Raw genomic sequence first — 26,987 nt, 5'->3', positions numbered from 1 at the left:
TGTTTAATGCGCCAGGTAATTCTATCCCGGCGGTCAAACCAGACCGTTTTGCAGTGCCAGATCCCAAGGCGGCACCGGGCTGAAGCGGGATTTGAGGTACTCGAGCAACAACCGGCTGCGCGCATTGGCCTGTTGCTCCAGGCGCAGCGCATAGATCCCGGCGGTTTCCGGGCTGGGCAGGCCGTTTTCGCAGAACAGGGGCAGCAACTCGCCACGGACCAGGTATTCACTGGCCAGCCAAGTGGGCAGGTGGGCAATCCCCAGCCCGGCCAACGCGCCGGACAGCAGGGCTTCGGCATTATTGGCACTCATGCGGATGCGCTGCGGGCGATAGGTGGCGCGGCGCCCGTCCAGCTCGAAGCGCCAGGCGAACATCGGCGCCAGGCCGTCCCAGTCGAGGCCGTCGTGCTCGCTCAGCTCCCGGGGGTGGGTGGGCGTACCCCGCGCTTTCAGATAGGCCGGGCTGGCGCAGGCGATACGTACGATGCTGGCCAGAGGAGTGGCGATCAGGCGGGTGTCGACGATATGCCCGGCGCGCAGTACCAGGTCGACCTTGCCCAAGTGCGCACCCTGCATATCGACAAAACTGTCGATCAGGTGCAGGTGCACATCCAGCCCGGGATAGACATTCAAAAAATCCGCAATCACCGGGGCCAGGTGCCGCCGCCCGAAGGCCGCCGGCGCATCCACACGAATCAGGCCTTCCGGCGCATGGCTCAAGGACGCCGCTTCAGCCCGGGCCAATTGCAACTCACCGACGATCCGGCGCGCCCGCTCGGCAAAGGCCAAGCCTGCCGGCGTGGGCACCACCGCGTGGGTGCTGCGCAGGAACAGGCGGCTGCCCACAGAGCTTTCCAGGCTGTCGATACGTCGGGCGACCGCCGAGGGCGTCAGGGGATGCCGGCGTGCTGCGGCGGAAAAACTGCCCGTCTCCAATACATCCAGAAACAGGCTCAGTTGGTCGGTGAGCGTATTGGGATTCATCACTGAGCGCTTATGCGAAATTGGCAAAGCCATTGTGCGTTGCTGTGCGTTTCCGCGCCAGGGCCGACTGCGTAGCATGCACAGACCGGAAGTGTGGAGTGATGGCGGTGTTGGATTTTGTGATGTATGGGCTACTGGGTGCGGCCCTCGGCACGTTGGGCGGCCTGTTCGGCATTGGTGGCGGGCTGATTGCGATTCCGGTGCTGGGCGTGTTGTTCGGCCTGGATCAGCAGATCGCCCAAGGTACGGCGTTGGTGATGGTAGTGCCCAATGTGATGCTGGCTCTGTGGCGTTACCATCAGCGCAATCGCATCGAATTACGCCATGCATTGCCCTTGGGCGTCATGGGCTTCAGCTTCGCCTGGCTCGGTTCGATCTGGGCGGTAGGCCTGGATGCCGGCGCCATGCGCGTGGGGTTTATCGCGTTCTTGCTGACGCTCTCGGCGTACAACCTGTTGCGCATGTTCACCCGCAATGCGCCGCCCACTGCACAGATGCGTTATTCCTGGCCGTGGCTGGGGGTGCTCGGTGCGGTCTCAGGCTCCATGGGCGGGTTGTTTGGGGTCGGTGGCGCGGTGGTTGCCACGCCGGTGCTGACCAGCCTGTTCGGCACCACTCAGGTGGTCGCGCAAGGTTTGTCGCTGGCCTTGGCGCTGCCCAGCACCGGCGTGACCCTGGTGACCTATGCCTGGCACCACCAAGTGGATTGGATGATCGGCATCCCCTTGGCAATCGGCGGCCTGCTCAGTATCAGTTGGGGCGTGAAGGTCGCCCATGCACTGCCGGAACGTGTGCTGCGTGGCCTGTTCTGCGCGTTCCTCGTGGTGTGCGCTGTGATGCTGACCTTTAAGGTTTGAAGCCTTCGAGGATGTACGCTGCCAGGCATTCGGTGATGGGCGAGGTCATCTGCGGGTTGCGCAGCAGGTGCAGATTCATCGAGGGCAATGGCGGGAGACCCTCGTCCTTGCCCAGTATGCGCAGGTCGTCGGTCACCAGGCTTTCCATACTGACCATGACCGCCAGGCCAGCATTGACCACCGCCTGGATCGCCGCCACGTTGGAGCTGTGGTAGGCCAGGCGATAATCCCGTCCGGCCGCATCCAGCGCGGAGCGCGCCCATTGCGTGTAGAGGCAATCCGCGCCAGACATCGCCAGCGGCAGGGCTTCGTGCTCGTCTACGCAGAAGCAGGGTGAAGCCGCCCATACCATGCGCTCCGTACGCAATAACTCGCCGATTTCGTTGCCAGGTTCGCGGCTGACCACAGTCAATGCGAGGTCACGTCGCTGCATCAGCACCGTTGACGATTCGCAGTGCATCTCGATTTGAATCAGCGGATACGCCTTGGAGAACTGCTTGAGAATGCCCGGCAGGAAGCGCATCACGTAATCGTCCGGTGTGCCGATGCGCACCAGCCCCACCATATGCGGTTCACGCAGGGTGTTGAACACTTCGCTGTGCAATTTCAGGATGCGCCGGGCATAGCCCAGCAGCACCTGGCCTTCGGGAGTCAGTCGCACCTGGCGACCGTCGCGTTCGAACAGCTTGCGCTGTAGGACGTCGTCCTCCAGGCGCTTCATCTGCATGCTCACCGCCGACTGCGTTCGGTTGACCAGCTCTCCAGCCCGCGTGAAACCGCCTTGGTCGGCGATGGCGACGAAGGTGCGCAGCACCTCGGTGTCGATACTTGGGAAACTGGACAATTGATCAATCTCCGAGATGTATTGCATAAGAAACATTCGTTGGATTGATCATAGTGCCTGGCACACACTTTCGTCATCCCCACAGGAGGGCGAAAAGATGAAAGGTCAAACCGGTTTTGTGTTGATGGCGAAGCGTCCGTTTTCCGGGCTGTTGCATGCCCTGGCGCGCTGGCAGACGCTGTATCACGAGCGTCAGATGCTGGCGAGCCTGAGTGACGACGCGCTCAAGGACATCGGGCTCAATCGTGCCGATGTGGAGCAGGAGCGGCACTTGCACTTTTGGCAGGACCCCCTGCGAAAGTGAGCCAGGATGCAGTAGGGTGGTGGGCGAGTTCCCATGGAGATTCCCATGCCCGTCGACCTGTCTTTCTCACTCAAGCAAGCTCGACGCATGGCGCTGGCTGCCCAGGGTTTTTCCGGGCGCCAGGCGCCAGCCCTGATCAAGGCAACACACCTCAACCGCTTGATCGAGCGTCTGGGTGTGTTGCAGATCGATTCGGTCAACGCGCTGGTGCGCTCCCATTACCTGCCGCTGTTTTCCCGTCTGGGCAATTACTCGCCATCGATACTCGAGCAGGCCGCCTGGAGCCAGGGGCGCCGTCGTTCGTTATTCGAATACTGGGGGCATGAAGCATCGTTGCTGCCTATGGCGCTGTACCCGCTGCTGCGCTGGCGCATGGAGCGGGCCAGGCAGGGGCAGGGTATCTATGCGCAGATGGCGCGTTTCGGGCGCGAGCAACAGGCCACTATCCAGCGCGTCCTGCGCACCGTCGAGCAACGAGGCGCGTTGGGGGCGGGCAGTTTGTCGACCCGCGAGGAGCGCGCTGGGCCCTGGTGGGACTGGAGTGAGGAAAAACACGCGCTGGAATGGCTGTTTGCCGCAGGCCTGGTCACGGTTGCGGGGCGGCGTGGTTTTGAGCGGCTCTATGATTTGCCGGAGCGGGTGATCCCCGGCGAAATGCTTCGCGCCTCGGTGGATGAGGCGCAAGCCCAGCGCAGCTTGTTGTTGCACAGCGCGACGGCGTTGGGAGTGGCCACTGAAAAGGACTTGCGCGACTACTTTCGCCTGGACCCTGCCGACAGTCGCAAGCGCCTGGCGGAGTTGGTTGAAGAAGGGCAGTTACTGACCTGCCGCGTACAAGGCTGGAAGGCTGCGGCGTATTGCCTGCCCGAGCCGAAAGTGCCGCGCAAGGTGGCGGCGAGTGCATTGCTGTCGCCCTTCGATTCGCTGATCTGGGAGCGCAGCCGTACCGAGCGATTGTTTGATTTCCGTTATCGACTGGAGATCTACACCCCGCAAGACAAGCGCGTATATGGCTACTACGTGCTGCCGTTTCTGCATCACGAGCGGATAGCGGCGCGCGTGGATCTGCGCGCTGAGCGCGCTAACGGTCAGTTGGCTGTGCATGCGGTGCACGAGCAAGAGCCGGGCTTGGATGAGCAGGGGATGTTGGCGCTGGCGCTTAATTTGCGCCAAATGGCCGACTGGCTCGGGCTGGAGCAGGTGCAGCTAAATTGCCAGAGACCGAGTGCCGACCGCTTGCGGCGAGCGATGCTTTATGGGGAGGGTGGTCTTTAGGGCCTCTTCGCGAGCAAGCCCGCTCCCACACTCGACCGCGTTCCAAAGGAAGTACGTGGGCAAATGTGGCAGCGGGCTTGCTCGCGATGGCGTCAGTGCAGGCGGCTCAAACCTCAGCGCTTGACCTGCTTCAATGTTTCAGCAATCAAAAACGCCAGCTCCAGCGACTGATCGGCATTCATCCGCGGGTCGCAGTGGGTGTGATAACGATCCGACAAACCATCTTCGGTGATCGGTCGTGCACCGCCGATGCATTCGGTGACGTTCTGCCCGGTCATTTCGATATGAATCCCGCCGGCATAACTGCCTTCGGCCTGGTGAACCTGGAAAAACTCCTTCACTTCACTGAGGATCTGCGCAAAGTCGCGGGTCTTGTAGCCGCTGCTGGCCTTGATGGTGTTGCCGTGCATCGGGTCGGAGCTCCACAGCACCTGCTTGCCTTCGCGCTGCACGGCGCGAATCAGGTCGGGCAGATGATCACCGACCTTGTTGGCGCCCATGCGGGCAATCAGGTTGAGGCGGCCGGGGTCGTTGTCCGGGTTGAGGATATCGATCAAGCGGATCAGGTCGTCCGGGTTCATGCTCGGGCCGACCTTGACCCCGATCGGGTTGTTCACCCCGCGCAGGAATTCGACATGGGCGCCGTCCAACTGACGGGTGCGGTCGCCGATCCACAGCATGTGGGCCGAACAATCGTAATAGTCGTTGGTCAGGCTGTCGCGGCGTACGAAGGCTTGTTCGTAGTTGAGCAGCAGGGCTTCGTGGGCGGTGAAGAAGCTGGTTTCGCGCAATTGCGGCGAGCTGTCCATGCCGCAGGCGCGCATGAAGGCCAGGGTTTCATCGATGCGGTCGGCCAACTGGCTGTATTTCTCGGCCAGGGCGGAGTTGGCGATGAAGTCCAGGTTCCACTTGTGTACCTGGTGCAGGTCGGCGAACCCGCCCTGGGCGAAGGCGCGCAGCAGGTTCAAGGTGGCCGTGGACTGGTGATAGGACTGCAACAGACGGTCGGGGTCCGGCACGCGGCTTTTTTCGTCGAAGCCGATCCCGTTGACGATATCGCCGCGGTACGCGGGCAGGGTGATGCCGTCGATGGTTTCATCGTTGGCCGAACGCGGCTTGGCGAACTGGCCGGCCATGCGCCCAACCTTCACCACCGGGCAGCCGGCGGCAAAGGTCATCACGATTGCCATCTGCAGCAGCACCTTGAAGGTGTCGCGGATTTTGGCGGCGGAAAATTCGGCAAAGCTCTCGGCGCAGTCGCCGCCTTGCAACAGGAAGGCGCGGCCCTGGGTCACTTCGGCGAACTGACGGCGCAGTTCACGGGCTTCCCCGGCAAATACCAGCGGCGGGTAGCTCGCCAGGTTTTGTTCCACTTGCAGCAAGTGGGCTGCATCCGGGTACTGGGGTTGTTGCTGGATCGGCATTGTGCGCCAGCTGTCGGGACTCCAGGGTTGGCTCATCATGAACTCGTTGGTTGGGTTGTCGGTAGAGCGGATGTTATCAGCAATTAGTGCGTGACCTGCTGCTGCCGCTTGGCCGACAATCGCGCCTTTGCCGAGCGGCAAACCCATTAGGAGTCGTGATGAGCGAGGAGCGTGTCGAGCACCTGTTGGCCGAAGTCCATGATGATTTCGGCATGATCCGCGTGCTCGAAGTGGCCGATTACCGATTTCTCGAGTTTGGTGATGCCATCGAGCAAAGCTGCGTATTCACCGCCGACCCGAGCTGGCTGGAGTACGACTATACCCGTGCCATGCTCATTGGCGCGTTGTGCCATGAACAGCCGGAGAGTGCGCTGTTTCTCGGCCTGGGCGCCGGTACGCTGACCCAGGCGTGCCTCAAGTTCCTGCCGCTGGAAGACGTTGAGGCCATTGAGCTGCGCCCGGATGTGCCGCGCCTGGCGATTGAATATCTGGGGTTGGACGATGACCCGCGGTTGTACATCCGCATTGGCGACGCCCTGCAATTGCTTGGCAGTGCCGAGTCGGCCGACCTGATTTTCGTCGACCTGTACACCGATGTCGGCCCGGGTGTCGGGCACCTGGCCTGGACGTTCCTGGAAGACTGCCAGAAGAAACTCAACCCTGGCGGTTGGCTGGTGATCAACCAATGGGCCACGGACGATGGCAAGCCACTGGGCGCGGCGTTGCTGCGTGGGTTGTACCACCGGCATTACTGGGAGCTGCCGGTAAAGGAGGGCAATGTGATTTTGCTGGTGCCTTCCGAGCTGGATCAGGAACTGGACCTGGATGCACTCTCGGCCCGTGCCGAAGCATTGGCGCCGCGCCTGGGTTATTCGTTGCAGTCGCTGATCAAGGTGATTCGGCCGGCGACTTAGTTGGCTGTGCCGGCGCCATCGGGGGCAAGCCCCCTCCCACACTTGGAACTCATTGCAAATGGGGGAGGGGGCTTGTTCCGATGGCGGGCCCAGCCAATTCAAATACCCTTGAACACCCCCGGACGCTTCTCGATCATCGCCCGGACTCCTTCCTTGGCATCTTCACTGTTGAGCAACTTCTCCACCATGGGTGGCAGCGCGGCGGCCGCGGCGGTCTCGCCCTCATTGCGCGCCATGCGTGCCGACATCAACGTGGCCTGCACGCCGAGCGGCGCCTGGCGCGCAATCCGGTTGGCGAGTTCGATGGCGCGTGGTAGCAGGTCTTCGCTGGCCATCACCTCCTGAACCAGCCCCAGGCGCAGGGCTTCGTGGGCGTCGAACTCGTCGCCGGTGAGCAGCCAGCGCATCGCATTGCCCCAGCCGGCGACTTGATGAAAGCGTAGTGTCGCGCCGCCAAATGGAAAGATCCCGCGTTGGACCTCCATCTGCGCAAAACGCGTGTTGCTGGCGCACAGATTGATATCCGCCGCGAGCATCAATTCGATCCCGAGGGTCAGGCAGTAGCCCTGCGCCGCGACGATCACCGGTTTGTTTACGCGGGGGCCGGCGAACACTCCCCAGGGATCGCAACCCCCCAGTGGCGGCTGCCAACCGCCGGCCATCACGGCGCTGACATTGGCCAGGTCCAGCCCGGCGGTGAAGTGGTCGCCATGGGCAAATACCACCGCTACCCGTGCGTCATCATTTCGATCAAATTCGCCATACGCCAGGCTCAGCGCATTGAGCAGATCGAGGTCAAAGGCATTGCGTTTGGCCACCCGGTCCAGGCCCAGTAGCAGGACATGGCCCTGGAGTGCACGGCTGACGCGGCTGCTGCTGGCTTGATTCATCGGGGGTGCCCTCGGGCGTAGGGAAGGGTTTCAGACCAAAGGGTCTCAATCGGCAGGTGAACCGTTTAAGTGTTTTGACCAACAGGGCCGGGCCTTTGAAAAATAGACCTTGCCGCTCTTCTCTGCAAAGGCTGTGATACAGCACGGTTTATCAGTGCTTTGCGATAAAAAAAGCTCCCTTTTTCAGCTATTTCCGGTATAGTGCGCGCCGGCCTTTAACCGGGCCGCGTTTAGGTAGCGCAATTCCCCGAAGTCAGCTTCGGCTGCACGTCCGCACAGCGGACTCTTCCTTGACGAATCTTTTTCATTCATTCGTTTTCGCAAATCCCCGCCGACAAAGCAGCCAGGGCGACTCTTGAGTCTCAACACGGCATGCGCAGCTTTGGAGCATGGGTCTTTGCGGATGCACTTAGAGGCAGACCCATGACCCAGGAAACCGGCGGCTTCGCCGCTTTTAATCTTAACCCGAATATTCTTGCAGCCGTCGCAGCGACCGGCTACGAAGAGCCTTCGGCGATTCAGCAGCAATCGATCCCGATCATCATGGCCGGCAAAGACATGATTGGCCAGGCGCAAACCGGTACCGGTAAAACCGCTGCCTTCGCCCTGCCTATCCTGCAATGCATCGATCCTGCCAAGCGCGAACCGCAAGCCCTGATCCTGGCGCCAACCCGTGAGTTGGCGCTGCAAGTAGCAACCGCCTTTGAAACCTACGCCAAGCAAATGCCGGGCGTAACCGTTGTGGCCGTTTACGGCGGCGCGCCCATGGGCCCACAACTCAAGGCAATCCGTAATGGCGCACAGATCGTTGTCGCCACTCCGGGCCGTCTGTGCGACCACCTGCGTCGTGACGAAAAAGTCCTGTCGACCGTGAACCACCTGGTTCTCGACGAAGCTGACGAAATGCTGAAGCTGGGCTTCATGGATGACCTGGAAGTCATCTTCAAGGCTCTGCCACCGACTCGTCAGACCGTACTGTTCTCGGCCACCCTGCCACAGTCGATCCGTGCCATTGCCGAACGCCACCTGCGCGATCCTGAGCACGTCAAGATCCAGACCAAGACTCAGACCGTTACCGCGATCGAACAGGCTCACCTGTTGGTTCACGCCGACCAGAAGACCTCGGCTGTATTGAGCCTGCTGGAAGTCGAAGACTTCGATGCCCTGATCATGTTCGTACGCACCAAGCAAGCGACCCTGGACCTGGCCAGTGCCCTGGAAGCCAAAGGCTACAAGGCCGCTGCGCTGAACGGTGACATCGCCCAGAACCAACGTGAGCGCGTCATCGACTCCCTCAAGGATGGTCGCCTGGACATCGTTGTCGCAACCGACGTGGCGGCTCGTGGTCTCGACGTTCCACGCATCACTCACGTGTTCAACGTTGACATGCCGTACGATCCGGAGTCCTACGTTCACCGTATCGGCCGTACCGGCCGTGCGGGTCGCGAAGGCCGTGCACTGCTGCTGGTGACTCCACGTGAGCGCCGCATGCTGCAAGTCATCGAGCGCGTAACCGGTCAGAAAGTTGCCGAAGTCCGCCTGCCGGATGCCCAGGCAGTTCTGGATGCTCGCATCAAGAAGCTGACCAACAGCCTGTCGCCGCTGGTGGCTGACGCTGAATCGACCCATGGCGACCTGCTGGACCGCCTGACCGCCGATATCGGTTGCACCCCGCGCGCCCTGGCTGCAGCCCTGCTGCGTAAAGCCACCAACGGTCAGGCCCTGACCCTGGCGGCCATCGAGAAAGAACGCCCACTGGTGCCGAACAGCGCCCCACGCGGTGATCGTCCAGAGCGTTCCGGTGACCGTCCAGACCGTGGTGATCGTGAGCGTCGTGCTCCGGTGCCATTGGCTGAAGGCCGTGCTCGTTGCCGTACCGCGCTGGGTGCGCGTGACGGTATCGCTGCCAAGAACCTGCTGGGCGCTATCCTCAACGAGGGTGGCCTGGCACGTGAAGCCATCGGTCGTATCCAGGTGCGTGACAGCTTCTCCCTGGTGGAGCTGCCGGAAGACGGCCTGGAAAAACTGCTGGCCAAGCTGAAAGACACACGCGTTGCCGGCAAGCAGCTCAAACTGCGTCGCTACCGCGAAGATTGATCCGCCCTTGGGTTGATTGATCGCACCTAAAAAATCCCCGACTGGTTCGGGGATTTTTTTTGCCCGGCGGTTAACCGAAGCGATAGATGTCCATGCCCAGTGCTCCCATAGTGAAGCCCTGGTGTGCCACGCTGAATGTCCCTCCGGCGCCGCGCGCAAAGTACAGCGGCAGCAGGTGTTCATCACTGGGATGGCTGCGTACCGCATTCGGTGCCTGGCGACGGTAATCATGCAAGGCCGCTTCATCGTCGGCGGCAAGCTTGTCCACCACCCAGTCACGGAAGTCCCGCGCCCATGGTTCGATGCTCTGCGGCCCCGCATGCCAGTCCAGTTCACCCAGGTTATGGGTGATGCTGCCGGAGCCGATCAGCAAGATGCCCTGTTCACGCAGCTCGGCGAGGGCATGTCCGACCCGGGTTTGCAGGGCAGGCCCCATGCGGCTGGGCAGGGACACCTGGACCACCGGGATATCCGCCGCCGGGTACATCAGCGACAAAGGCACCCATGTCCCGTGGTCAAAGGGGCGGCGCTCATCAATGCGCGCATCCAGACCATCGGCATGCAGCAGTTCGACGATCCGGCCAGCCAATTGCGGGTTGCCGGGCGCAGGATACTGCACGGCAAACAGCTCACGTGGGAAACCGCCGAAGTCATGCCAGGTTTGCGGGGCAGCGCTGCCGCTGACCAGCAACTGGTCGCTTTCCCAATGCGCCGACACCACTACAATCGCCTTCGGCCGTGGCAGTTCGGCGGCAAGGCGTTGGAGTGCCGGGCCGCTGGCGCCGGGTTGCAGGGCAAGCATGGGAGATCCATGAGAAATAAACAGGCTAGGGAGCATAAGTCGGGTCCTGAGCGTTAACATGGCCCATCTTCAATCAGATCATTGATCTAAATCTAATATAAGTTTTAACCCCTTTTGATCGAATTTTCAGGGTGATTCATGGAACCCAAATTTTGGCGGGAACGCTGGGCGCGCAATCAGATTGGCTTTCACCTGCCGCAAGTCAACCCTTATCTGCAACGACACTGGCCGCTATTGTCCGTCGCTGAAGGCTCCAAGGTGCTGGTGCCGCTGTGTGGCAAGAGCCTGGACTTGATGTGGCTGGCCAGCCAAGGGTTGCGGGTGTTGGGTGTGGAGCTGTCGGAGCAGGCGGTCGAAGCGTTTTTCAGCGAGCAGAACCTGACCCCGCGAATCAGCGAGCGGGGGGTGTTCAAGGTGTATCAGGCGGGTCTGATCGAAATCTGGTGTGGTGATTTTTTTGCCTTGGGCGCTGAGCCGTTGGCTGATTGCACTGCGCTCTATGACCGCGCCGCCTTGATCGCGTTGCCGCCGTTGATGCGTGTGCAGTACGCCGAGCATCTGAATACGCTGTTGCGGCCAGGTTGCCAGGGGCTGTTGATCACTCTGGATTACGAGCAGATGCAAAAAGCCGGGCCGCCGTTTGCGGTGACTGACGAGGAAGTGCACGAGCTATTGGGTGAGCGGTGGACGCTGGAGGTGTTGCAGGAGCAGGACATCCTGGGTGAAAGCTGGAAGTTTGTGCAGGATGGCGTCACTCGCCTTGAAGAGCGCGCTTATCGGTTAACCAGGGTATAAACCACGGTCAAAAAAAAGGGGCGATATAATCGCCCCTTTTGCGTTACCGGGAATCAGCCGCGACGGCGCAATGCGTCGATCCGCTCTTCCAACGGTGGGTGGCTCATGAACAGGCGAGCCATGCCCTGTTTGATGCCGCCGTTGATGCCGAATGCGGTCAGGCTGTCCGGCATGTGTACCGGCAAGCCCTGCTCGGAGCGCAGGTGTTGCAGCGCTGCGATCATTGCCCCGGTGCCGGCCAGGCGGGCACCGGCTTCGTCTGCACGGAATTCCCGTTTGCGCGAGAACCACATGGTGATTGCGCTGGCCAGGAAGCCCAGTACCAGTTCGGCAAAGATGGTCGCCACGTAATAGGCGATACCGCGGCCTTCTTCGTTCTTGAAGATCACCTTGTCGACAAAGTTGCCGATGATTCGCGCAAAGAACATGACGAAGGTGTTCACTACCCCTTGTACCAATGCCAGGGTGACCATGTCACCGTTGGCCACATGGCCGATCTCGTGGGCCAGCACCGCTTTCACTTCGTCGTATGAGAAGCGTTCCAGCATGCCCTGGCTCACCGCGACGAGCGCGTCGTTCTTGTTCCAGCCGGTGGCGAATGCGTTGGCCTCATAAGCCGGGAAAATGCCTACCTCGGGCATCTTGATACCGGCGTCACGGGACAGTTGCTCAACGGTCTGCAACAACCATTGCTCATGTCGGGTGCGTGGCTGGGTGATGACCTGGGTGCTGGTGCTCATCTTCGCCATCCACTTGGAGATGAACAGCGAGAACAGCGAGCCGGCGAAACCAAAGACCGCACAGAAAACCAGCAGCTGATTGAGGTTCAGGTCAACCCCGTTGGCCGCCATGAACCCGTTGAAGCCGAACAGGCTCAGGGTGATGCTGGCAATCAGCACGACCGCCAGGTTAGTGGCCAAAAACAGCAGGATGCGCATCATGGTTGTAGAGTTCTCCTCAGGCTTAATATGTCGCGTACTGCGGGGTATATAAGGTGCGGGATGGGGTGATTCAACCGAGCGACTATTTCAAACTGTGTCCTACAGCCTGAACGTAGAGCCTTGAAAGGATTTTCTGACCCACCAAGCTTGCCTTCATCACCCCACTTTTACCCTGCCGTCCCGTAATTATAGGGGGCTTGCCGATTAGTGGGGGCAACCACAGGGAGGACGGAGAAGCAGGGCAGAGAAGTGTTGCCAGATGCTCGCTGTACGACCGAATGAGGGCCGTACAGCGATAGATCCATTACTGGCGATAGGACTTGAGGAAGTTGCCGATGCGACCAATGGCCATGTCCAGGTCATCCACGCGCGGCAGGGTCACTACCCGGAAGTGATCCGGCCATGGCCAGTTGAACGCGGTGCCCTGGACCACCAGCAGCTTTTCCGACAGCAGCAGGTCGAGCACGAACTTCTCGTCGTTGAGGATCGGGCACACTTTCGGGTCGATCCTCGGGAAGGCATACAACGCTCCCATGGGTTTCACGCAACTGACGCCAGGAATCGCGTTGAGCAGCTCCCAGGTACGGTTGCGTTGCTCCAGCAGGCGGCCCTGGGGCAGCACGAGGTCATTGATGCTCTGATACCCGCCAAGGGCGGTCTGGATCGCGTGCTGGCTCGGCACGTTGGCACACAGGCGCATGTTGGCCAGCATGTCGATGCCTTCGATGTAGCTCTGGGCGTTGTGCTTGGGGCCCGAGATGGCGATCCAGCCAGAGCGGAAACCGGCGACGCGGTAGGACTTGGACAAACCGTTGAAGGTCAGGCACAACAGGTCCGGTGCCAGGGAGGCGGTGCACACGTGCACGGCGTCGTCGTAGAGGATCTTGTCGTAGATCTCGTCGGAAAACACCACCAGGTTGTGTTGGCGCGCCAGTTCAAGCATGCCCAGCAGCACTTCCCTGGAGTACACGGCACCGGTGGGGTTGTTCGGGTTGATGATCACCAGAGCCTTGGTGTTCGGGGTGATCTTGGCCTTGATGTCGGCCAGGTCCGGGAACCAGTCGGCGCCTTCGTCGCACAGATAGTGCACCGGGTGGCCACCGGCGAGGGTCACGGCGGCGGTCCACAGCGGATAATCCGGCGCCGGCACCAGGACTTCGTCGCCATTGTTGAGCAGGGCCTGCATGGACATCACGATCAGCTCGGACACCCCGTTGCCCAGGTAGATGTCTTCGATGCCGACACCTTCGACCTGCTTCTGCTGGTAGTACTGCATCACGGCTTTACGTGCGCTGAACAGACCCTTGGAGTCACTGTAGCCCTGGGCGGTCGGCAGGTTGCGGATCACATCCTGGAGAATTTCGTCCGGCGCTTCGAAACCAAAGGGCGCCGGGTTGCCGATGTTCAGCTTGAGGATGCGATGGCCTTCCTCTTCCAGGCGCTTGGCGTGCTTGAGCACCGGGCCGCGAATGTCGTAGCAGACGTTGGCGAGCTTGTTCGATTTGCTGACCTGCATGGCGATGTGATCCTGAAAATGAACGATCCAGACGGTGTGGACACTACCGTACTGTGAATCCGATAAATACGTTTGAATGCCGGTAGCGTGGGTGCCAGACTGGCGTTTTGAAGAGGCGCAATCATACGTGCCGCCTGATCCATGGAAAAGACACAGATCAGGGTTTTTCAGTTGCCGAGGTGTACCGATGGAAAAGTTGCAGAAAACCGTTGATGAGTGGAAGGCGATGCTCGATCCGGAGCAGTACAACGTGTGCCGTCTCAAGGGCACCGAGCGACCTTTCAGCGGCAAATACAATGGCACCAAGACCGACGGCGTGTACCACTGCGTCTGCTGCAATGAGCCGCTGTTCGACTCCACCACGAAATTTGATTCGGGATGCGGCTGGCCGAGTTTCTACGCGCCGATTGCCGACAGCGCGATGATCGAGATCCGCGATGTGAGCCACGGCATGATCCGTACCGAAGTCACCTGCGCCAAGTGTGATGCCCATCTGGGTCATGTGTTCCCGGACGGCCCACCGCCGACCGGCCTGCGTTACTGCATCAATTCGGTGTGCCTGGACCTGGTACCGCGTTAGACCGGCAACGACCTTCAATTGTGTGCGGGCTTGCTCGCGAATACGGCGTGTCAGTCAGTAGATATGTCAGCTGATAGACCGCTTTCGCGAGCAAGCCCGCTCCCACATTTGGCCTGAGTCGAGGCTGATAACGCGCCATCAATCCCGGTAATTAAATTGCACACAATTGAATTACCCACTATCTTTTTGCTTCTTCCCCTTATCCGAGGCACTGCCATGAGCGACAACTTGCTGAGTATTCCTTGCACCACCATCAAGGGTGAGCAAAAGACCTTGGCCGATTTCGCCGGCAAAGCCATCCTGGTGGTCAATACCGCCAGCAAATGCGGTTTCACGCCGCAGTACAAAGGGTTGGAGCAACTCTGGCAGCAGTACAAAGACCGGGGTCTGGTGGTGCTGGGTTTTCCCTGCAACCAGTTCGGCAAGCAGGAACCTGGCAATGAAGGGGCAATCTCCGAGTTTTGCGAGCTGAACTTCGGCGTCAGTTTCCCGCTGTTCAAGAAGATCGACGTCAATGGCAGCGATGCTCACCCTTTGTTTGTTCAGTTGAAAAAACAGGCACCGGGGCTGCTGGGTTCCAAGGGCATCAAGTGGAACTTCACCAAGTTCCTCGTCGGTCGCAACGGTCAGGTGGTCAAGCGTTTTGCCCCGACCACCAAGCCTGAGGACCTGACCCAAGAGATCGAAGCGCTGCTCAAATGACCGATCTGCCTGGCGTATCCCTCGCCCTGGACAACCAGTTGTGTTTCAAGCTCTACGCCGCCTCGCGCGCGGTCACCCGGGCCTATAAGCCGATGCTGGATCAGTTGGGCCTGACCTATCCGCAATACGTGGTGATGCTGGTGTTGTGGGAATGGCACGACGCTGCACCGGCGCAACCCACGGTCAAGGCGTTAGGGGAACGGCTGATGCTGGATTCGGGCACGTTGACGCCGTTGCTCAAGCGGCTTGAGCAGCTTGCACTGGTGAGGCGTCAGCGCAGCGCCAAGGATGAGCGCGAAGTGCACCTGAGCCTGAGCGAGGCCGGCGTGCAATTGCGCGACCGGACTCAGGGTTTGAAGACCCGGTTACTGTGCGACAGTGGCATCGACCTGAATCAGGCTGACGCCCTGCGCAATGGCCTGGACCAGTTGCTGGCGCAGGTCAAAGGGTTGTCGTCTTAGGCACCCAGAGGTCCAGCAACGCATTGAGTTCTTCACGGCGAAACGGCTTGGCCAGATAATCATTCATCCCCGCCGCCCGGCAACGCTCGCGTTCTTCAGACATCGCGTTGGCCGTCAACGCGACGATGGGCAGGTCCGGCCAACGCCCGCTGCGACGAATTTGCCGACTCGCCTCGTAGCCGTCCATCACCGGCATGTTGCAGTCCATCAGCACCATGTCGAAGCGCTGGTCTTCAAGCAGCTTGAGCGCTTCGCCACCATGGGCGGCGACGATGACCTTGCACCCCAATTTGTTGAGCATGCCCTTGGCTACCAGTTGATTGACCGGATTGTCCTCCACCAGCAGGATGTACGCGCGGTGGGCAAGGGGGGCGGCTTCTATCTGCACCGGGTCGAGGATCAACGGCGAGTCGCTGTGCAGGTTACGTTGCAATATCTGGTACAACGCGTTGCGGCTCAACGGGCGTGCCTGTTGCTGCAATGGCGCAAGGGCCGCCACTTCTTCACTGGGCATGAAGTTGCCATAGGCGGTCACTACCAGAATCGGTGCGCTGATCGCCGGGCGCAGGCGGAACAGGCACTCGGGGCAATCCGTGATCAGCAGGTCCGGCGTTTGCCCCCTCAAGTCATCGTCCTGGGAATAGCAGCGCGGTGTCAGCCCCCAATGGGGGAGCAGGGTGGTGAGCAGTTCCGTCAGGCCGCTGCCCGCGTTGGTGATGGCAATGACTTCGCCCGTCAGCGGGGCAACCTGGGCGGCCGGCAAATGCGTAGGCAACGGCAGGTCGGCGCAGAACTGGCTGCCAAACCCGACCTCCGAACTGATCGTCAGCCGGCCCTTCATCGCTTCGCACAAGTTGTAGGTCAGCGCCAGGCCCAGGCCAGTGCCGCCGAACTGACGGGTGATACCGGCACCGGCCTGAGTGAACGGCTGGAAGATCTTCGCCTGCGCTTCCTGGGCGATGCCGATGCCCGTGTCGCACACTTCGATGCTGACCCGGTCGGCTTGAGCGCGCAGGCGTACATCGACCCGGCCGAAGCGGGTGAACTTCAACGCGTTGGAGAGCAGGTTGCTGACGATTTGGCGTACGCGGGTCGGGTCGCCAATGACCTGGGCGGGGAACTGTGGGTCGATCAGGCACGTCAGTTCGACACTGGGAGCTGCGTTCTGCGACAGCAGGTTTGCGGTGTCCTCCACCAGTGAACCGAGGTCGAACGGGATGTGCTCAAGCTCCAGCTGACCGGCGTCGAACTTGGACAGGTCGAGGATATCGTTGAGCAATTCCACCAGCACTTTGCCCGAGTCATGGGCGATGGACAGTTGCTGGCGCTGTTCGGCGTTCAATGGGCTGTCCAGTGACAGTGCGATCATCCCCAGCAGGCCGTTCAGCGGCGTGCGGATTTCGTGGCTCATGTTGGCCAGGAATGCCGCCCGTGCCTGGGCCATGCCCAGGGCGGTCATTTTTGCCGCTTCCAGTTCATCATTGGATTGAATCAGGCGCTGGTTACTGGCTTTTAGCTCGAGGGTGCGCGCCGAGACAATATCTTCCAGTTGCCCGAGGTATTCAGTCAGCCGGTCTTCAGCGTGGCGGCGCTGCTGGATTTCGGTCTGCATGTTTTCGAACTGCTGGTTGGCGACGTTGACCAGCACGCCGATTTCGTCGTTTTCGTGCCCCGGCGGGCAGTCCAGATGGGTCTGCTTACTGGTGCTCAAGGCACGGATAATGCGCACCAGCGGCTGGGTCAACATGACGTAGAACAACGCCAGCAGTATTCCGGTCAGCAGCAGGCTGCGGGCAAATCCGTTGAGCAGGGTGATTTCGGCGCGATGCAGGAAACGGCTGCCGAAGGCGTAGGTGTCGACGTCCAGCCGCAGCACCCCAAGCGAATCATTGGGCATATGGCTGAGGAACAAGCGATCTTCAAACTGACGGTTGGCGCCGAACAGAAAATCACTGAGGGGCCGGTAGCTGCTTTCCTTGGGCGCACGCACCACGTCTGCCAGGACCACGCCATTGTTGTCGATCAATTGCGCATGAGTGATGGCAGGGGACTGCAGCAGGCCCAGGGTCAACTCCTGGGCGAGTTCGGCATCAATGTTGTAGGCAATACGTGACGCGGGGTTATGGCTGATTTCAATCAGCGAACGTATTTCACGGTTGATGGATGCGTCTTCGCTGGCATAATCAATACCGATTTGGATCAGACTGAGCAGGGTTCCCAAGACGAAACCGACCAGCACAGTCAATCTGGCTTGTTTATAAGACAAGCGGTGGGCGAACTTGATATCCATCGAGTGTTGAACCACTTCACGTTTCCCTTCGCCCGGCAAGCATAGCTGAACATCCACAGGCTCTGGCTTACCCGGCATAAATCGTTTTTTACGCAGCCTCGTGCGGTCTGCCGCAGGGTTGCCAATACGCCATCTTTTGCAGGAACTTTCCAGAGGAATAATCGTGGATTCTCGATTGAATGCCTTTCTAGAGCGGGCCGATGCGGTGCTCGCACGCCTGGAACCCTTGTTGCCCGCCCCACGCCAAGCTATTGACTGGAACCAGTGCCTGGCGGCCCGCTGGCAGCGCGAAGGCCGCAGCGGCTTCCTGTTGCCGCTGGACGTCAGCCTGGATATGCGCCTGTCCGATCTGATCGGCGTTGACCGGCAGCGTGAGCAACTGGCCCGCAACACCCAGCAATTTATCGAGGGCCTGCCCGCCAACCATGCGTTGCTCTGGGGTTCGCGTGGCACCGGCAAATCGTCCATGGTGCGCGCGCTGCTGGCCCAGCACGCCAAGGCGGGTTTGCGCCTGATCGAAATCGAGCGCGATCACTTGGCCGACCTGCCACGTGTCGTCGAGCAACTGCTCAAGCTGCCGCAACGCTTCATTCTGTTCTGCGATGACCTGTCGTTCGAAGCCGGTGAAAGTGATTACCGTGTGCTCAAAAGCGTACTTGACGGTTCGCTGGAGCAGGCACCGGACAATGTGTTGCTGTATGCCACGTCGAACCGTCGCCATCTGGTGCCGGAAAACCAGAGTGATAACGACAACTGGAAGCGCGTGGACGGTGAGTTGCACCCCAGCGAGGCCGTCGAGGACAAGATTGCCTTGTCTGACCGTTTTGGCTTGTGGCTATCGTTTTACCCCTTTACCCAGGAGCACTTTCTGGATGTGGTGGAGCACTGGATCGGCGAGCTGGCCAATAAAGCCGGTTTGCAGTGGCAACGCGATGAGGCCCTCGATATCCTCGCCGTGCGCTGGGCTACCGGTCGCGGCAACCGCAACGGCCGGTGTGCCTATCAATTCGCCCGTTATTGGGTGGGTCTCAAATTGCTGGAACGTCAACCATGATCGATTTACAACAGGCCGGTACCGGCCTTGATGGCTACGCCATGCTTTGCGCGCAGCTGGAGTCGCTGTTGGCGGATGAGCGTGATTTCATCGCCAACAGTGCGCAGTTTTCCGCGTTCCTGTTCAACCAGCTGGATGATCTAAACTGGGCAGGTTTCTACCTCAACCGTAACGAAGAGCTGGTGCTCGGACCATTTCAGGGGCAGATCGCCTGTGTGCGGATTCCGTTCGGTCGTGGCGTGTGTGGTGCGGCTGCGGCTTCGCGGCAAACCCAGCGGGTGGAGGATGTGCACGCGTTCCCTGGGCACATTGCGTGCGATAGCGCTTCCAACAGCGAGTTGGTGGTGCCGTTGATCAAGAACAACCGGTTGATTGGTGTCCTCGACCTCGACAGCCCCTCGCTGGCGCGCTTTACGCCCGAGGACCAGGTCGGGATTGAACAGCTGGCGGCGATTTTCCTACGTTTGACGGATTGCTGAACAAAGATGCCAGGGTAAGGCTTTGTGTAGGAGCGAGCTTGCTCGCGAAAAACTCACAGGCGCCGCGTTGATCCAGGAAAAACGCGTTATCGTTGACGTTTTTTCGCGAGCAAGCTCGCTCCTACAGCTTGACTGACCCCTGCCTCTTATTGGCGATCCAGGTCATGCAGTTGCGTTTGCAGCATTCTTTCCAATTCCAGCATCAGCTTTTCCAGGGCTTTGATGCCGGCGTCGATCACGGGACGATCTTCGCTGCGAGAGCAGGCTTGTTCCAGTGTTTCGCATTGCCCCGCCAATGAGTGGGCTTGGACGATGCGGGCGGCTCCTTTGATTTTGTGGGCTTGCTCGATGATGTCCTGGTGCGGGGCTTGTCGAGCCAGCATGCCCATGAGTTCCTGGCGGTCGTGCCGGCTGCTATTTAGCAGTTCCTCCAGCAAGCGCCGACTCAATTGCGTATCGCCGCCGGTCAGGGCCTCCAGGCACGCCAGGTCCAGGCACGGGCTCGCCGGTTGTGGGGCGATGTGTGCCAGTTGTCGCTCCAACACCGTGAGGCTGATGGGTTTGAACAGGCAGTCGTTCATACCGGCCTGCACGCACCGTTGCCGTTCCTCGGGTTGTGCATTGGCGGTAAAGCCCAATACCACGCAGGGCGGCCGTTGTTCGCGTTGCTCGTATTCACGGATCGAGCGGCTCAACTCGTAGCCGTTCATGATGGGCATGTTGCAGTCGGCGATCACCAGGTCGAAATGTTCCTGGCGCCACGCCTGGAAACCGGCCGCACCGTGCTCGGCCGCGGTGAACTGGTGGCCCAGGTAGCCCAGCTGCTGACACATCAGCAAGCGATTGGCCGGATGGTCGTCCACCACCAGCACATTGAGCACCGGGGTCGGGGCGGCCGCGACCGGTATCAGTTCACCGACCTGGTTCTGCGTGTGCAGGCGAGGCATCTTCAGGTTGACGTGCACCTGGGTGCCGACCATGGGCACGCTGCTCAGGCTTAGCTGGCCGCCCATCATCGCGCACAAGCTACGACAGATCACCAGCCCCAGCCCTGCGCCGCTCCTGGCCAGGTGTCCGGAGTTGTCCGCTTGGGCGAAGGGTTCGAACAAACGCAACTGGTCGTCCCTGCTGATCCCGATGCCGGTGTCTTCCACCACCAGTTTGAGCTCGATTTGTTCCAGTGCTTGAGTCGGCAACACCTCAACTTTGATCTTCACCTGCCCACGCTCGGTAAACTTGATCGCATTGCTCACCAGGTTGGACAGCACTTGCTTGAAGCGCAGTGGGTCAATCTGGACCTCGATGTCGTTCAGGTCGGGTTTGAACTCCAGCAACAGGCTGAGGGTTTTCTGGCGTGCAAGCCCATCGAATACGCGTACGACGGACTCGATCACTTCCCGCAGGTTGACACGTTCCGGGGCGAGGCTCAGACGCCCGGACTCAATGCGTGCGATGTCCAGAATATCGCCGATCAGTTCCAGCAGGTCCTTGGCCGAGTTGTAGGCCACTTCAATGGCCGGTCGATCAAGATGCCCTTGATCGGCGCGCTTGAGTGTCAGTTCGAGCATACCGATCACGGCATTCATCGGTGTACGGATCTCATGGCTCATGGTGGCAAGGAACGTGCTTTTGGCACGGTTGGCTTCATCGGCGCGCTCCTTGGCAGCGCGCAACTCATCAAGCAGTTGGCGCCTTTCACTGATGTCGATCCAGCCACCGATGATGCCTTGGACTTCGCCGGTGGAATCGCGGTACGGCAGGATCCAGTGGTAGATGGTCAGTTTCTTGTCGTGGATGTGCAGGGTGCGGTCCAGGATCAGCGGGTTACCTTCGGCCACGACGCGTTGATAATCGGCGTGATACTGCGCCGCCTCCGACTCAAGGGCCATGCTCATCTGGACCGCGCTTTTGCCGATGACGTCTTCGCGTTTGACGTCGAACACCTGCAGGTAACTGTCGTTGCAGGTCTGCAACAAACCGTTGCGATCACGTACGTAGATCGGGTGTGGGGTTTCATTGACCAGCGCACGCATGAACTCGAACTGGTCGTTGAGGGCGCGCTCGGCCATTTGCCGATGCTTGATCTGGCGACGCATGTAGGCGTTCCAGGTCAAGGAGATCAACAGCAGCAGCCCGGTGCCGATAACGATCCGGGCAATCAATTGATGGTAGTTGCGCCAATAGCTGTCGGACGCGGCGGTATAGCCACGCCAGCGGCTGTTGATCACGCCCATTTCATCCGGGGCGATACTGAGCAGTGCCTTGTCGAGGATCGAACTCAGTTCGGTCGCATGGCGTGATGTGGCCAGGGCAAACGTGGCGGGGACCGTCCCGATAGTGCTGCTGATCTGCAGTTTGTCCTGGAAGACCTGCGAGGAGAGGAAGTAGTTGGCGATGACCAGCGAGTTCACGGCGCCGTCCACATGGCCTTGTGCAAGCAGTTCCGAAGCCTTGAACGTGTCGCTGGTCTCCACCAGGTGAATCTGTGGGAAGTCCTTGCCCAAGGTACCGGCCAGTGGGTTGCCCTGGGTGATGGCCAGGCGTTTTCCGGCCATCTGCTCCAGGCTCAGCGGAGCACCGGGCTCCTTGCGTGTCAGCAGTACGTAGGAGTTTTCCAGGTAGGGCCGACTGAAGTTGAGCTGCGCTTCCCTTTCGTTGCTCGGAACGATGGCGCCGATCATATCCACTTTGCCGGTGGCGACCTGCTCGATCATGTCGTTGACGTCGCGGCCGTTCTGGATCACGAAACGCAGGCCGGTGCGCAGGCGAATCAACTCCAGGAGGTCGGCAGTGATGCCGCGGAAGTTGCCGTCTGCATCGAAGAACGTGAGCGGTGCAAAGGTTTCGTTCACGATGACCTTTACCACGGGGTGCTGTTTCAGCCAGCGCTCTTCACGTTGGGTCAGTTGCAGTTTTTTGTCGGTCAGCAGGATGTCGCTACCGGCACTCCAGCGCTTGGCTATGTTGTCCCGTTCGTTGGTAGGCACGGCGGCCAGTACCGAGTCGATAATGCTCAACAGGATGTGTTGGTCCTGGCGCAGTGCAAAGCTGAAACCAAAGGCCTCATGTTTGCCGAAGTTAGCCATGTGGATATTTTTCAGATAGCCCTTGTTGATCATGTAATGGGTGGAAATGGTGTCGCCCAGAAACACATCCGCTTGGTCGAAGGCCACCGCATTCAAGGCATTTTGATAAGAGGGATAGGCGCGAATGATCGCGTTGGGGTACAGCTTTTCCACTTCACTCAGGGGCAGGTAATGATAGACAAGGCTCAGGCGAAGCCCCGCCAAGCCATCGTTGAGGCTGCGGGTTTCACCCTCACGGGTGACCAGCACCGGCTGGTCCACGGCGTAGGGTGCGGACAGGATCAGCTTTGGGTTCGCGGCTTCAAAGCCGTTGGAGGAGCCCAGTAGATCAATGTCACCCGCCTCCAGGGCTTGAATGGATGCCTTGCGGGAAGGGTAGCGCACGACCCTGACCGGCAAGGCGAGTGCCTTGGCCAGCAGCCCCGCATAATCGGCGGTGAGGCCTTCATAGTCATGGCCGCTGGAAGTGAGGTCGAAGGGCGGGTAGTCGGGTGCGGAAGTGCCCAGTACCAGCTCGCGTTTGTTCTGTAGCCACTGGCGTTGTGCTCTGTCCAATTGAATGTCCAGTTGAACGCTTCCTGCACGACTTAATAAGGTGAAATGTTCCGGGTCGGGTTGATATTGTGCGAGCGCAACGGTGCTGAAGCACAAGCCGGCACATAATACAATCAGATAGTCCTTTATACGGCTGGGCATCCGCTTTCTCACACTAGCGCGTTTCGTTTTGCCATCTCGATGAGTTCTACCAAGGATTTGGCTTTGAGCTTCTGCATGAGCCGCTTTTTATAAGTGCTGACGGTTTTATTGCTCAGGAACATGCCTTTGGCTATTTCTTTATTAGTGCGTCCTTGTGCAAAAAGTTGTAATACCATCAACTCCCGGTCGTTGACGGTTTTGAATAATTCCAACTCCTCCACCTCAACGCCTTCGCTGCCGTTGCCATTCAGTGCCTGGCTGGGGAAATAGTTGTAACCGGAGAGTACTGCACGGATCGCGCTCAGCAGCTCGCTGAGGTCACCTTCCTTGCATACATAGCCTTCAGCGCCCGAACGCATGCAGCGTGTTGCAAACAAGGTCGGGCACTGGGCCGTGAGCACCAGGGTTTTCATCGAAGTATTCATGGCGTTGAATCGGCAGAGTACTTCGAGGCCATCAAGTTTGGGGATGCTGATATCGAGAATAACCAGATCCGGGAGGCATTCACGGACCATTTGGATGGCATCGCAGCCATTGTCTGTTTCGCCAACGACTTTGTAACCTTCATGTTCAAGTAACATTCTAATGGCCAATCGTATAACCGGATGGTCGTCGATAATAAAAACTGTATTCATGGTCACGCTCCGCGCCGATGCAAATAAAGCGGGCACATTAGCTCAGAAGATGAGTGAGGAGGATCGACGCCGACGGCCTAGACATAAAACAAGAAAAGTCCTACATAAAAAAAGGCATATGCCTACCAGCTACAGGGTAGTTGTGAAATGAAACGGACAGAGTTTTGGGCGCGAAAGCGGTGACGGGAAGTGGCTGGGAATTTACGATGCGCTTAGAGTCGCTTTTCACCAGTCGAGATGTTTAATGTCCTACATTTATCGATTGGATGTTATTAGCTTTTCAAGTTCTTCTTTATTTAACGGCTTGGGTAAATATCCCCACAGTGGCAGGCTTCGCTGCGCAGCTTGTAGAGCGAGGTTGATCAATTCGGTGGCAGGTAACCCGCTGAGCAGAATCGCAGCACTGATAAAACGGCCGCGGCTGGCTATTTCTATCAATTCGAGGCCGGGTAAGTCAGGCAGGCATTGGTCACACAGCATCAGGTCGAAAGGTCGTTCGGACTGGGTCATTGTGCGGATGGCCTGTTCGGCGTTTTCTACGGGTGTGAGTTGATCGAAACCGAAGCTTCTGAGCAGGCATTGGGTGGCCAGGAGTTGAAAGGGATGATCTTCCACCACAAGAATACGAAGAGAGTGTCTGGGCATAGAGAGCACACAGTGGGTCAAGCGTCGGTGGAATGTAGGAATTGTTTGCGACGCCCGCGAGGAGCGTGCGTGATTATTCTTCGGGTGCCTGTACGAATTCGATCAGGCCGCTCTGTTCCCTTTGTAGGTTAATTCTGTTCAGGGAACAGGCTGCGGGATCCGAGGGTTATTGGGGGCTGGAGCGGCCGGTCATCTCTCGCGCCATTTCGGTAGCGTAGCTGTCAGTCATGCCGGCGATAAAGTCGATCATGCGCAGGAACGAGGCATGCAACGGCCAGGCGGGGTCCGGTGCGCTATTGCCCAGCAAGTCGAGAATGCGTCGGTTCTTGAACGACGGCGTACGCCCGCCATGTTGTTCCAGGGCGGCACCGCAAAACGCATTCAACAGGATTTCCAGGGTGGTGTAGGCGCCGATTTCATGCAGGGTCTTGCGCTTGTCCTGGAAAATTTTCTTGCGCGCCATGTCTTTGGCATCCAGTACACAACGCTTGGCAGGCCCATGCATATGCTCCACCAGGTCGCCGGGCAGGGTGCCGGCCAGCAAGGCGTCCTGCTGTTCGACAAATGCCTGTGCCGCCGCGTTGGTCAGGTGCTCGATCGCCTTGCCGCGCAAGATGGCCAATTTGCGCCGGCGCGAGTCCAGCGGGCCCAATTGGCGATACGTCTGCGGCAGGTCATCGCCGACCAGGTTGAGCAGCAGCGATTCGACCTCGGCGTATTCCAGCAGCTCCATCTCCAGCCCGTCTTCCAGGTCGATCAGCGCGTAGCAGATGTCGTCCGCGGCTTCCATCAGGTAAACCAACGGATGACGCGCCCAGCGTTGTTCTTCCAGTTGGGGCAGCCCGAGTTTGTGGGCGATCTGCTCCAGAATTGGCAGTTCGCTCTGGTAACAGCCGAACTTGTGTTTCTTGTAGCCCAGGGAGTCGGCGTGACGCGCGGTCCAGGGATATTTCAGGTAGGTGCCCAAGGTGGCGTATGTCAGCCGCGTGCCACCGTCGAACTGGTGGTACTCCAGTTGGGTCAGCACTCGAAAACCCTGGGCATTGCCTTCGAAATTGAGGAAGTCATTACGTTCGGCAGGGCTCATGCCATCCAGCCAGCCACGGCCCGCAGCCTGCTGAAACCAATGGCGAATGGCATCTTCACCGGAATGCCCGAAGGGCGGGTTACCGATGTCATGGGCCAGGCAAGCCGATTGCACCACCATGCCCAGGTCGCTCGGGTCGCACCAGTCGGGCAGGGCGCTGCGCAGGGTCTCGCCGACGCGCATGCCGAGGGAGCGGCCAACGCAACTGACTTCCAGGGAATGCGTCAGGCGCGTATGGATATGGTCGTTGCTCGACACCGGATGCACTTGGGTCTTGCGGCCCAGGCGCCGGAAAGCACCCGAGAAGATAATGCGGTCGTGATCTTTGTGAAATGGGCTACGGCCCAGTTCTTCCGGGCTGTGCAGGGGTTTTCCGAGGCGTTCGCGAGTCAGCAGGGTAGGCCAATCCAAGGCGGGTACTCTCCGTTGGTGAAGGATGCGCCCAGCTTCCCGGTTCGGCGTGGCCTGGGCAAGCGAAAATCTACCGGCAGATGCGCGGGCGAAAAAAGGCCCGGCCCTGTTCTGATAAGGGCCAGGCCGGTTCTGTCGAGGCAACAGGCAGCGTATGGGTTCAGCCTTTGCGCGCGCCTTGCATGGCCAGCTTGATCAGTGGGATCAAGCCGGCGCCCAAGCGCACCAGGCGCGTCACACTGCTGATACTGCCGCCCTTGGCACCTTTGCCGGTAAAAAAGCCCAGCAACGTCACTGCCGCAACGCCCCATAGCGGCGCATGCTTGATGCCCAGACTGTCTTGCCAGTTATGGCGCATGTCGCGCATTTTGTGCAGGGGCGCCATGAGTTGTTGCGACTCGTGGCGGATCTCCTGGCGGTGCATTTCCATGCGCAGGCGAATCAACGCCTTGCGCATTTCCCGGCGTGAGGTGGATGGCGGGATTTCAGTCAGGCTCATGGCAGCAGGCGCTCCCGGTCATTGGCCAGCTCTTCCAGGGTCGCGTGGAAGGGCGTGGACTCGTCGAATATCGCCGCTTTCAAGCGCAACCCGCAGAATGCCGCGGCCAGGATGTAAAACCCGCAGAGGCTGATGATCCCGGTGATACGGTAGGTGTCCCATACCAGAATCATCACCAGTGCCGACAACCCCACCAATAACAGCAAGGCAAACACCAGCGAGAGCCCGGCAAACAGCAATAGGCTGACGGTGCGCGACTTCTGTTCCTGCAGTTCGATGCCAAACAGCTCGACGTGGCTGTGCAGCAAGCCCAGAACGGCCGCGCCCAGGCGTCGAGAGGTTGAGCTTGCGCCCTTGGACGACTCGGTTTCGCCGATAGACATGATTAGCGCCTTGTGGCCAGCAGGCCGATCAGAAAGCCCACGCCAGCGGCGATGCCGACCGACTGCCAAGGGTTGGCCTGTACGTAATCCTCGGTGGCGGCAACCGCTGCCTGGCCACGCTCACGCAGGGAGTCTTCGGTCAGTTGCAGGGTTTCGCGAGCCTTGAGCAGGCTCTCATGGATCTTGGTACGCAGCTCGTCGGCCTGGTCACCGGCCAGTACGGCGGTGTCGTCCAGCAACTTTTCGGTGTCACTGACCAGGGTTTGAAAATCCGCCATCAGTATTTCTTGAGCAGTCTTTGCAGTGCGTCTGGCCATGGGTATCTCCGTGATTGGC

26 protein-coding genes are annotated in these 26,987 nt (G+C 59.7%); 11 read left to right on the top strand and 15 right to left on the bottom strand.

The window, feature by feature from the left end; all coding sequences use genetic code 11:
• Window positions 1–33: 33 nt before the first annotated feature.
• Window positions 34–984 carry a LysR family transcriptional regulator gene (locus ACQRBT_RS00925; protein WP_104995896.1) on the bottom strand — a complete coding sequence of 317 codons (951 nt, stop codon included), beginning with the start codon at window positions 982–984 and terminating at the stop codon, window positions 34–36.
• Window positions 985–1,091: 107 nt separating this feature from the next.
• On the opposite strand from ACQRBT_RS00925, the gene ACQRBT_RS00920 reads away from it, so the two are divergent.
• Complete coding sequence (locus tag ACQRBT_RS00920; RefSeq protein ID WP_161548880.1) at window positions 1,092–1,841, top strand: sulfite exporter TauE/SafE family protein; 750 nt, start codon at window positions 1,092–1,094, stop codon at window positions 1,839–1,841.
• Here the strand turns inward: ACQRBT_RS00920 and ACQRBT_RS00915 are convergent.
• Window positions 1,831–2,712, bottom strand: a complete 882-nt coding sequence (locus tag ACQRBT_RS00915; RefSeq protein WP_104995897.1) for a LysR family transcriptional regulator — start codon at window positions 2,710–2,712, stop codon at window positions 1,831–1,833. The genes ACQRBT_RS00920 and ACQRBT_RS00915 overlap by 11 nt on opposite strands.
• Before the next feature lie 70 nt (window positions 2,713–2,782).
• Between ACQRBT_RS00915 and ACQRBT_RS00910 the strand changes: the two genes are divergently transcribed.
• Window positions 2,783–2,989, top strand: a complete 207-nt coding sequence (locus ACQRBT_RS00910) for a DUF1127 domain-containing protein (protein WP_060753265.1) — start codon at window positions 2,783–2,785, stop codon at window positions 2,987–2,989.
• Window positions 2,990–3,034: 45 nt separating this feature from the next.
• On the top strand, window positions 3,035–4,264 hold the full coding sequence (locus tag ACQRBT_RS00905; RefSeq protein WP_412047176.1) for a winged helix-turn-helix domain-containing protein: 1,230 nt from the start codon (window positions 3,035–3,037) through the stop codon (window positions 4,262–4,264).
• 113 nt (window positions 4,265–4,377) lie between these two features.
• On the opposite strand, the gene ACQRBT_RS00900 is transcribed toward ACQRBT_RS00905, so the two are convergent.
• A complete protein-coding gene (locus ACQRBT_RS00900; protein ID WP_060753326.1) occupies window positions 4,378–5,724 on the bottom strand; it encodes a class II 3-deoxy-7-phosphoheptulonate synthase in 1,347 nt (448 codons plus the stop codon).
• Between the two features lie 122 nt (window positions 5,725–5,846).
• Here ACQRBT_RS00900 and ACQRBT_RS00895 point away from each other — a divergent pair, with 122 nt between their 5' ends.
• Complete coding sequence (locus tag ACQRBT_RS00895; RefSeq protein WP_060753267.1) at window positions 5,847–6,602, top strand: spermidine synthase; 756 nt, start codon at window positions 5,847–5,849, stop codon at window positions 6,600–6,602.
• Window positions 6,603–6,700: 98 nt separating this feature from the next.
• Here the strand turns inward: ACQRBT_RS00895 and ACQRBT_RS00890 are convergent, their stop codons facing one another.
• Window positions 6,701–7,492: a crotonase/enoyl-CoA hydratase family protein gene (locus tag ACQRBT_RS00890; protein ID WP_412047175.1), complete on the bottom strand. Its 792-nt coding sequence runs from the start codon at window positions 7,490–7,492 to the stop codon at window positions 6,701–6,703.
• Between the two features lie 423 nt (window positions 7,493–7,915).
• Between ACQRBT_RS00890 and ACQRBT_RS00885 the strand changes: the two genes are divergently transcribed.
• Window positions 7,916–9,589 (top strand): DEAD/DEAH box helicase, encoded by a 1,674-nt coding sequence (locus ACQRBT_RS00885; protein WP_016972326.1) that lies wholly within the window; start codon window positions 7,916–7,918, stop codon window positions 9,587–9,589.
• Between the two features lie 70 nt (window positions 9,590–9,659).
• Here ACQRBT_RS00885 and ACQRBT_RS00880 read toward each other — a convergent pair whose 3' ends face one another.
• A complete protein-coding gene (locus ACQRBT_RS00880; RefSeq protein ID WP_060753269.1) occupies window positions 9,660–10,427 on the bottom strand; it encodes a DODA-type extradiol aromatic ring-opening family dioxygenase in 768 nt (255 codons plus the stop codon).
• Between the two features lie 102 nt (window positions 10,428–10,529).
• Between ACQRBT_RS00880 and ACQRBT_RS00875 the strand changes: the two genes are divergently transcribed.
• Window positions 10,530–11,186 (top strand): thiopurine S-methyltransferase, encoded by a 657-nt coding sequence (locus ACQRBT_RS00875; protein ID WP_412047174.1) that lies wholly within the window; start codon window positions 10,530–10,532, stop codon window positions 11,184–11,186.
• A 53-nt stretch (window positions 11,187–11,239) separates the two neighbouring features.
• Here the strand turns inward: ACQRBT_RS00875 and htpX are convergent, their stop codons facing one another.
• Both htpX and ACQRBT_RS00865 read right to left on the bottom strand, forming a co-directional pair.
• A complete protein-coding gene (gene htpX / locus ACQRBT_RS00870) occupies window positions 11,240–12,127 on the bottom strand; it encodes a protease HtpX (RefSeq protein ID WP_060753271.1) in 888 nt (295 codons plus the stop codon).
• A 304-nt stretch (window positions 12,128–12,431) separates the two neighbouring features.
• Window positions 12,432–13,643, bottom strand: coding sequence for a pyridoxal phosphate-dependent aminotransferase (locus ACQRBT_RS00865; RefSeq protein ID WP_025857865.1), 1,212 nt, complete (start codon window positions 13,641–13,643; stop codon window positions 12,432–12,434).
• 187 nt (window positions 13,644–13,830) lie between these two features.
• Here ACQRBT_RS00865 and msrB point away from each other — a divergent pair, with 187 nt between their 5' ends.
• From msrB to ACQRBT_RS00850, 3 genes are all read left to right on the top strand, one after another.
• The gene (gene msrB, locus ACQRBT_RS00860; RefSeq protein WP_060753272.1) at window positions 13,831–14,223 is read left to right on the top strand and encodes a peptide-methionine (R)-S-oxide reductase MsrB; all 393 of its coding nucleotides are present in this window, start codon (window positions 13,831–13,833) and stop codon (window positions 14,221–14,223) included.
• Between the two features lie 216 nt (window positions 14,224–14,439).
• Window positions 14,440–14,925, top strand: coding sequence for a glutathione peroxidase (locus ACQRBT_RS00855; RefSeq protein ID WP_060753273.1), 486 nt, complete (start codon window positions 14,440–14,442; stop codon window positions 14,923–14,925).
• On the top strand, window positions 14,922–15,386 hold the full coding sequence (locus ACQRBT_RS00850) for a MarR family winged helix-turn-helix transcriptional regulator (RefSeq protein WP_090366009.1): 465 nt from the start codon (window positions 14,922–14,924) through the stop codon (window positions 15,384–15,386). The genes ACQRBT_RS00855 and ACQRBT_RS00850 overlap by 4 nt, the downstream gene beginning before the upstream one ends.
• Here the strand turns inward: ACQRBT_RS00850 and ACQRBT_RS00845 are convergent.
• Window positions 15,367–17,676 (bottom strand): response regulator, encoded by a 2,310-nt coding sequence (locus ACQRBT_RS00845; RefSeq protein ID WP_412047173.1) that lies wholly within the window; start codon window positions 17,674–17,676, stop codon window positions 15,367–15,369. The genes ACQRBT_RS00850 and ACQRBT_RS00845 overlap by 20 nt on opposite strands.
• A gap of 163 nt (window positions 17,677–17,839) precedes the next feature.
• Here ACQRBT_RS00845 and ACQRBT_RS00840 point away from each other — a divergent pair, with 163 nt between their 5' ends.
• Both ACQRBT_RS00840 and ACQRBT_RS00835 read left to right on the top strand, forming a co-directional pair.
• Window positions 17,840–18,730, top strand: coding sequence for an ATP-binding protein (locus ACQRBT_RS00840; RefSeq protein ID WP_090366008.1), 891 nt, complete (start codon window positions 17,840–17,842; stop codon window positions 18,728–18,730).
• The gene (locus ACQRBT_RS00835; RefSeq protein WP_244383985.1) at window positions 18,727–19,209 is read left to right on the top strand and encodes a GAF domain-containing protein; all 483 of its coding nucleotides are present in this window, start codon (window positions 18,727–18,729) and stop codon (window positions 19,207–19,209) included. Before ACQRBT_RS00840 ends, ACQRBT_RS00835 begins: the two co-directional genes overlap by 4 nt.
• Before the next feature lie 146 nt (window positions 19,210–19,355).
• On the opposite strand, the gene ACQRBT_RS00830 is transcribed toward ACQRBT_RS00835, so the two are convergent.
• The 7 genes from ACQRBT_RS00830 to ACQRBT_RS00800 all read right to left on the bottom strand — a co-directional run bounded on the left by ACQRBT_RS00830 (window position 19,356) and on the right by ACQRBT_RS00800 (window position 26,968).
• Window positions 19,356–22,991, bottom strand: coding sequence for a transporter substrate-binding domain-containing protein (locus ACQRBT_RS00830; protein WP_412047172.1), 3,636 nt, complete (start codon window positions 22,989–22,991; stop codon window positions 19,356–19,358).
• A gap of 8 nt (window positions 22,992–22,999) precedes the next feature.
• Entirely contained in the window at window positions 23,000–23,626 is a 627-nt protein-coding gene (locus ACQRBT_RS00825) for a response regulator transcription factor (RefSeq protein ID WP_060753279.1), read from the bottom strand.
• Window positions 23,627–23,881: 255 nt separating this feature from the next.
• On the bottom strand, window positions 23,882–24,271 hold the full coding sequence (locus tag ACQRBT_RS00820; protein WP_060753280.1) for a response regulator: 390 nt from the start codon (window positions 24,269–24,271) through the stop codon (window positions 23,882–23,884).
• Between the two features lie 166 nt (window positions 24,272–24,437).
• Complete coding sequence (locus ACQRBT_RS00815) at window positions 24,438–25,769, bottom strand: deoxyguanosinetriphosphate triphosphohydrolase (RefSeq protein ID WP_060753281.1); 1,332 nt, start codon at window positions 25,767–25,769, stop codon at window positions 24,438–24,440.
• A gap of 160 nt (window positions 25,770–25,929) precedes the next feature.
• Window positions 25,930–26,268, bottom strand: a complete 339-nt coding sequence (locus ACQRBT_RS00810; RefSeq protein WP_060753282.1) for a hypothetical protein — start codon at window positions 26,266–26,268, stop codon at window positions 25,930–25,932.
• Window positions 26,265–26,651: a phage holin family protein gene (locus ACQRBT_RS00805; RefSeq protein ID WP_060753283.1), complete on the bottom strand. Its 387-nt coding sequence runs from the start codon at window positions 26,649–26,651 to the stop codon at window positions 26,265–26,267. Before ACQRBT_RS00805 ends, ACQRBT_RS00810 begins: the two co-directional genes overlap by 4 nt.
• A gap of 2 nt (window positions 26,652–26,653) precedes the next feature.
• Window positions 26,654–26,968 carry a DUF883 family protein gene (locus tag ACQRBT_RS00800; RefSeq protein WP_161548841.1) on the bottom strand — a complete coding sequence of 105 codons (315 nt, stop codon included), beginning with the start codon at window positions 26,966–26,968 and terminating at the stop codon, window positions 26,654–26,656.
• Between the last annotated feature and the right edge of the window lie 19 nt (window positions 26,969–26,987).

The organism is Pseudomonas sp. R19M (assembly GCF_050312585.1).
In the GTDB taxonomy this organism is placed as follows: Bacteria; Pseudomonadota; Gammaproteobacteria; order Pseudomonadales; family Pseudomonadaceae; genus Aquipseudomonas; species Aquipseudomonas palleroniana.
This window is presented reverse-complemented; position numbering and strand designations above follow the sequence as displayed.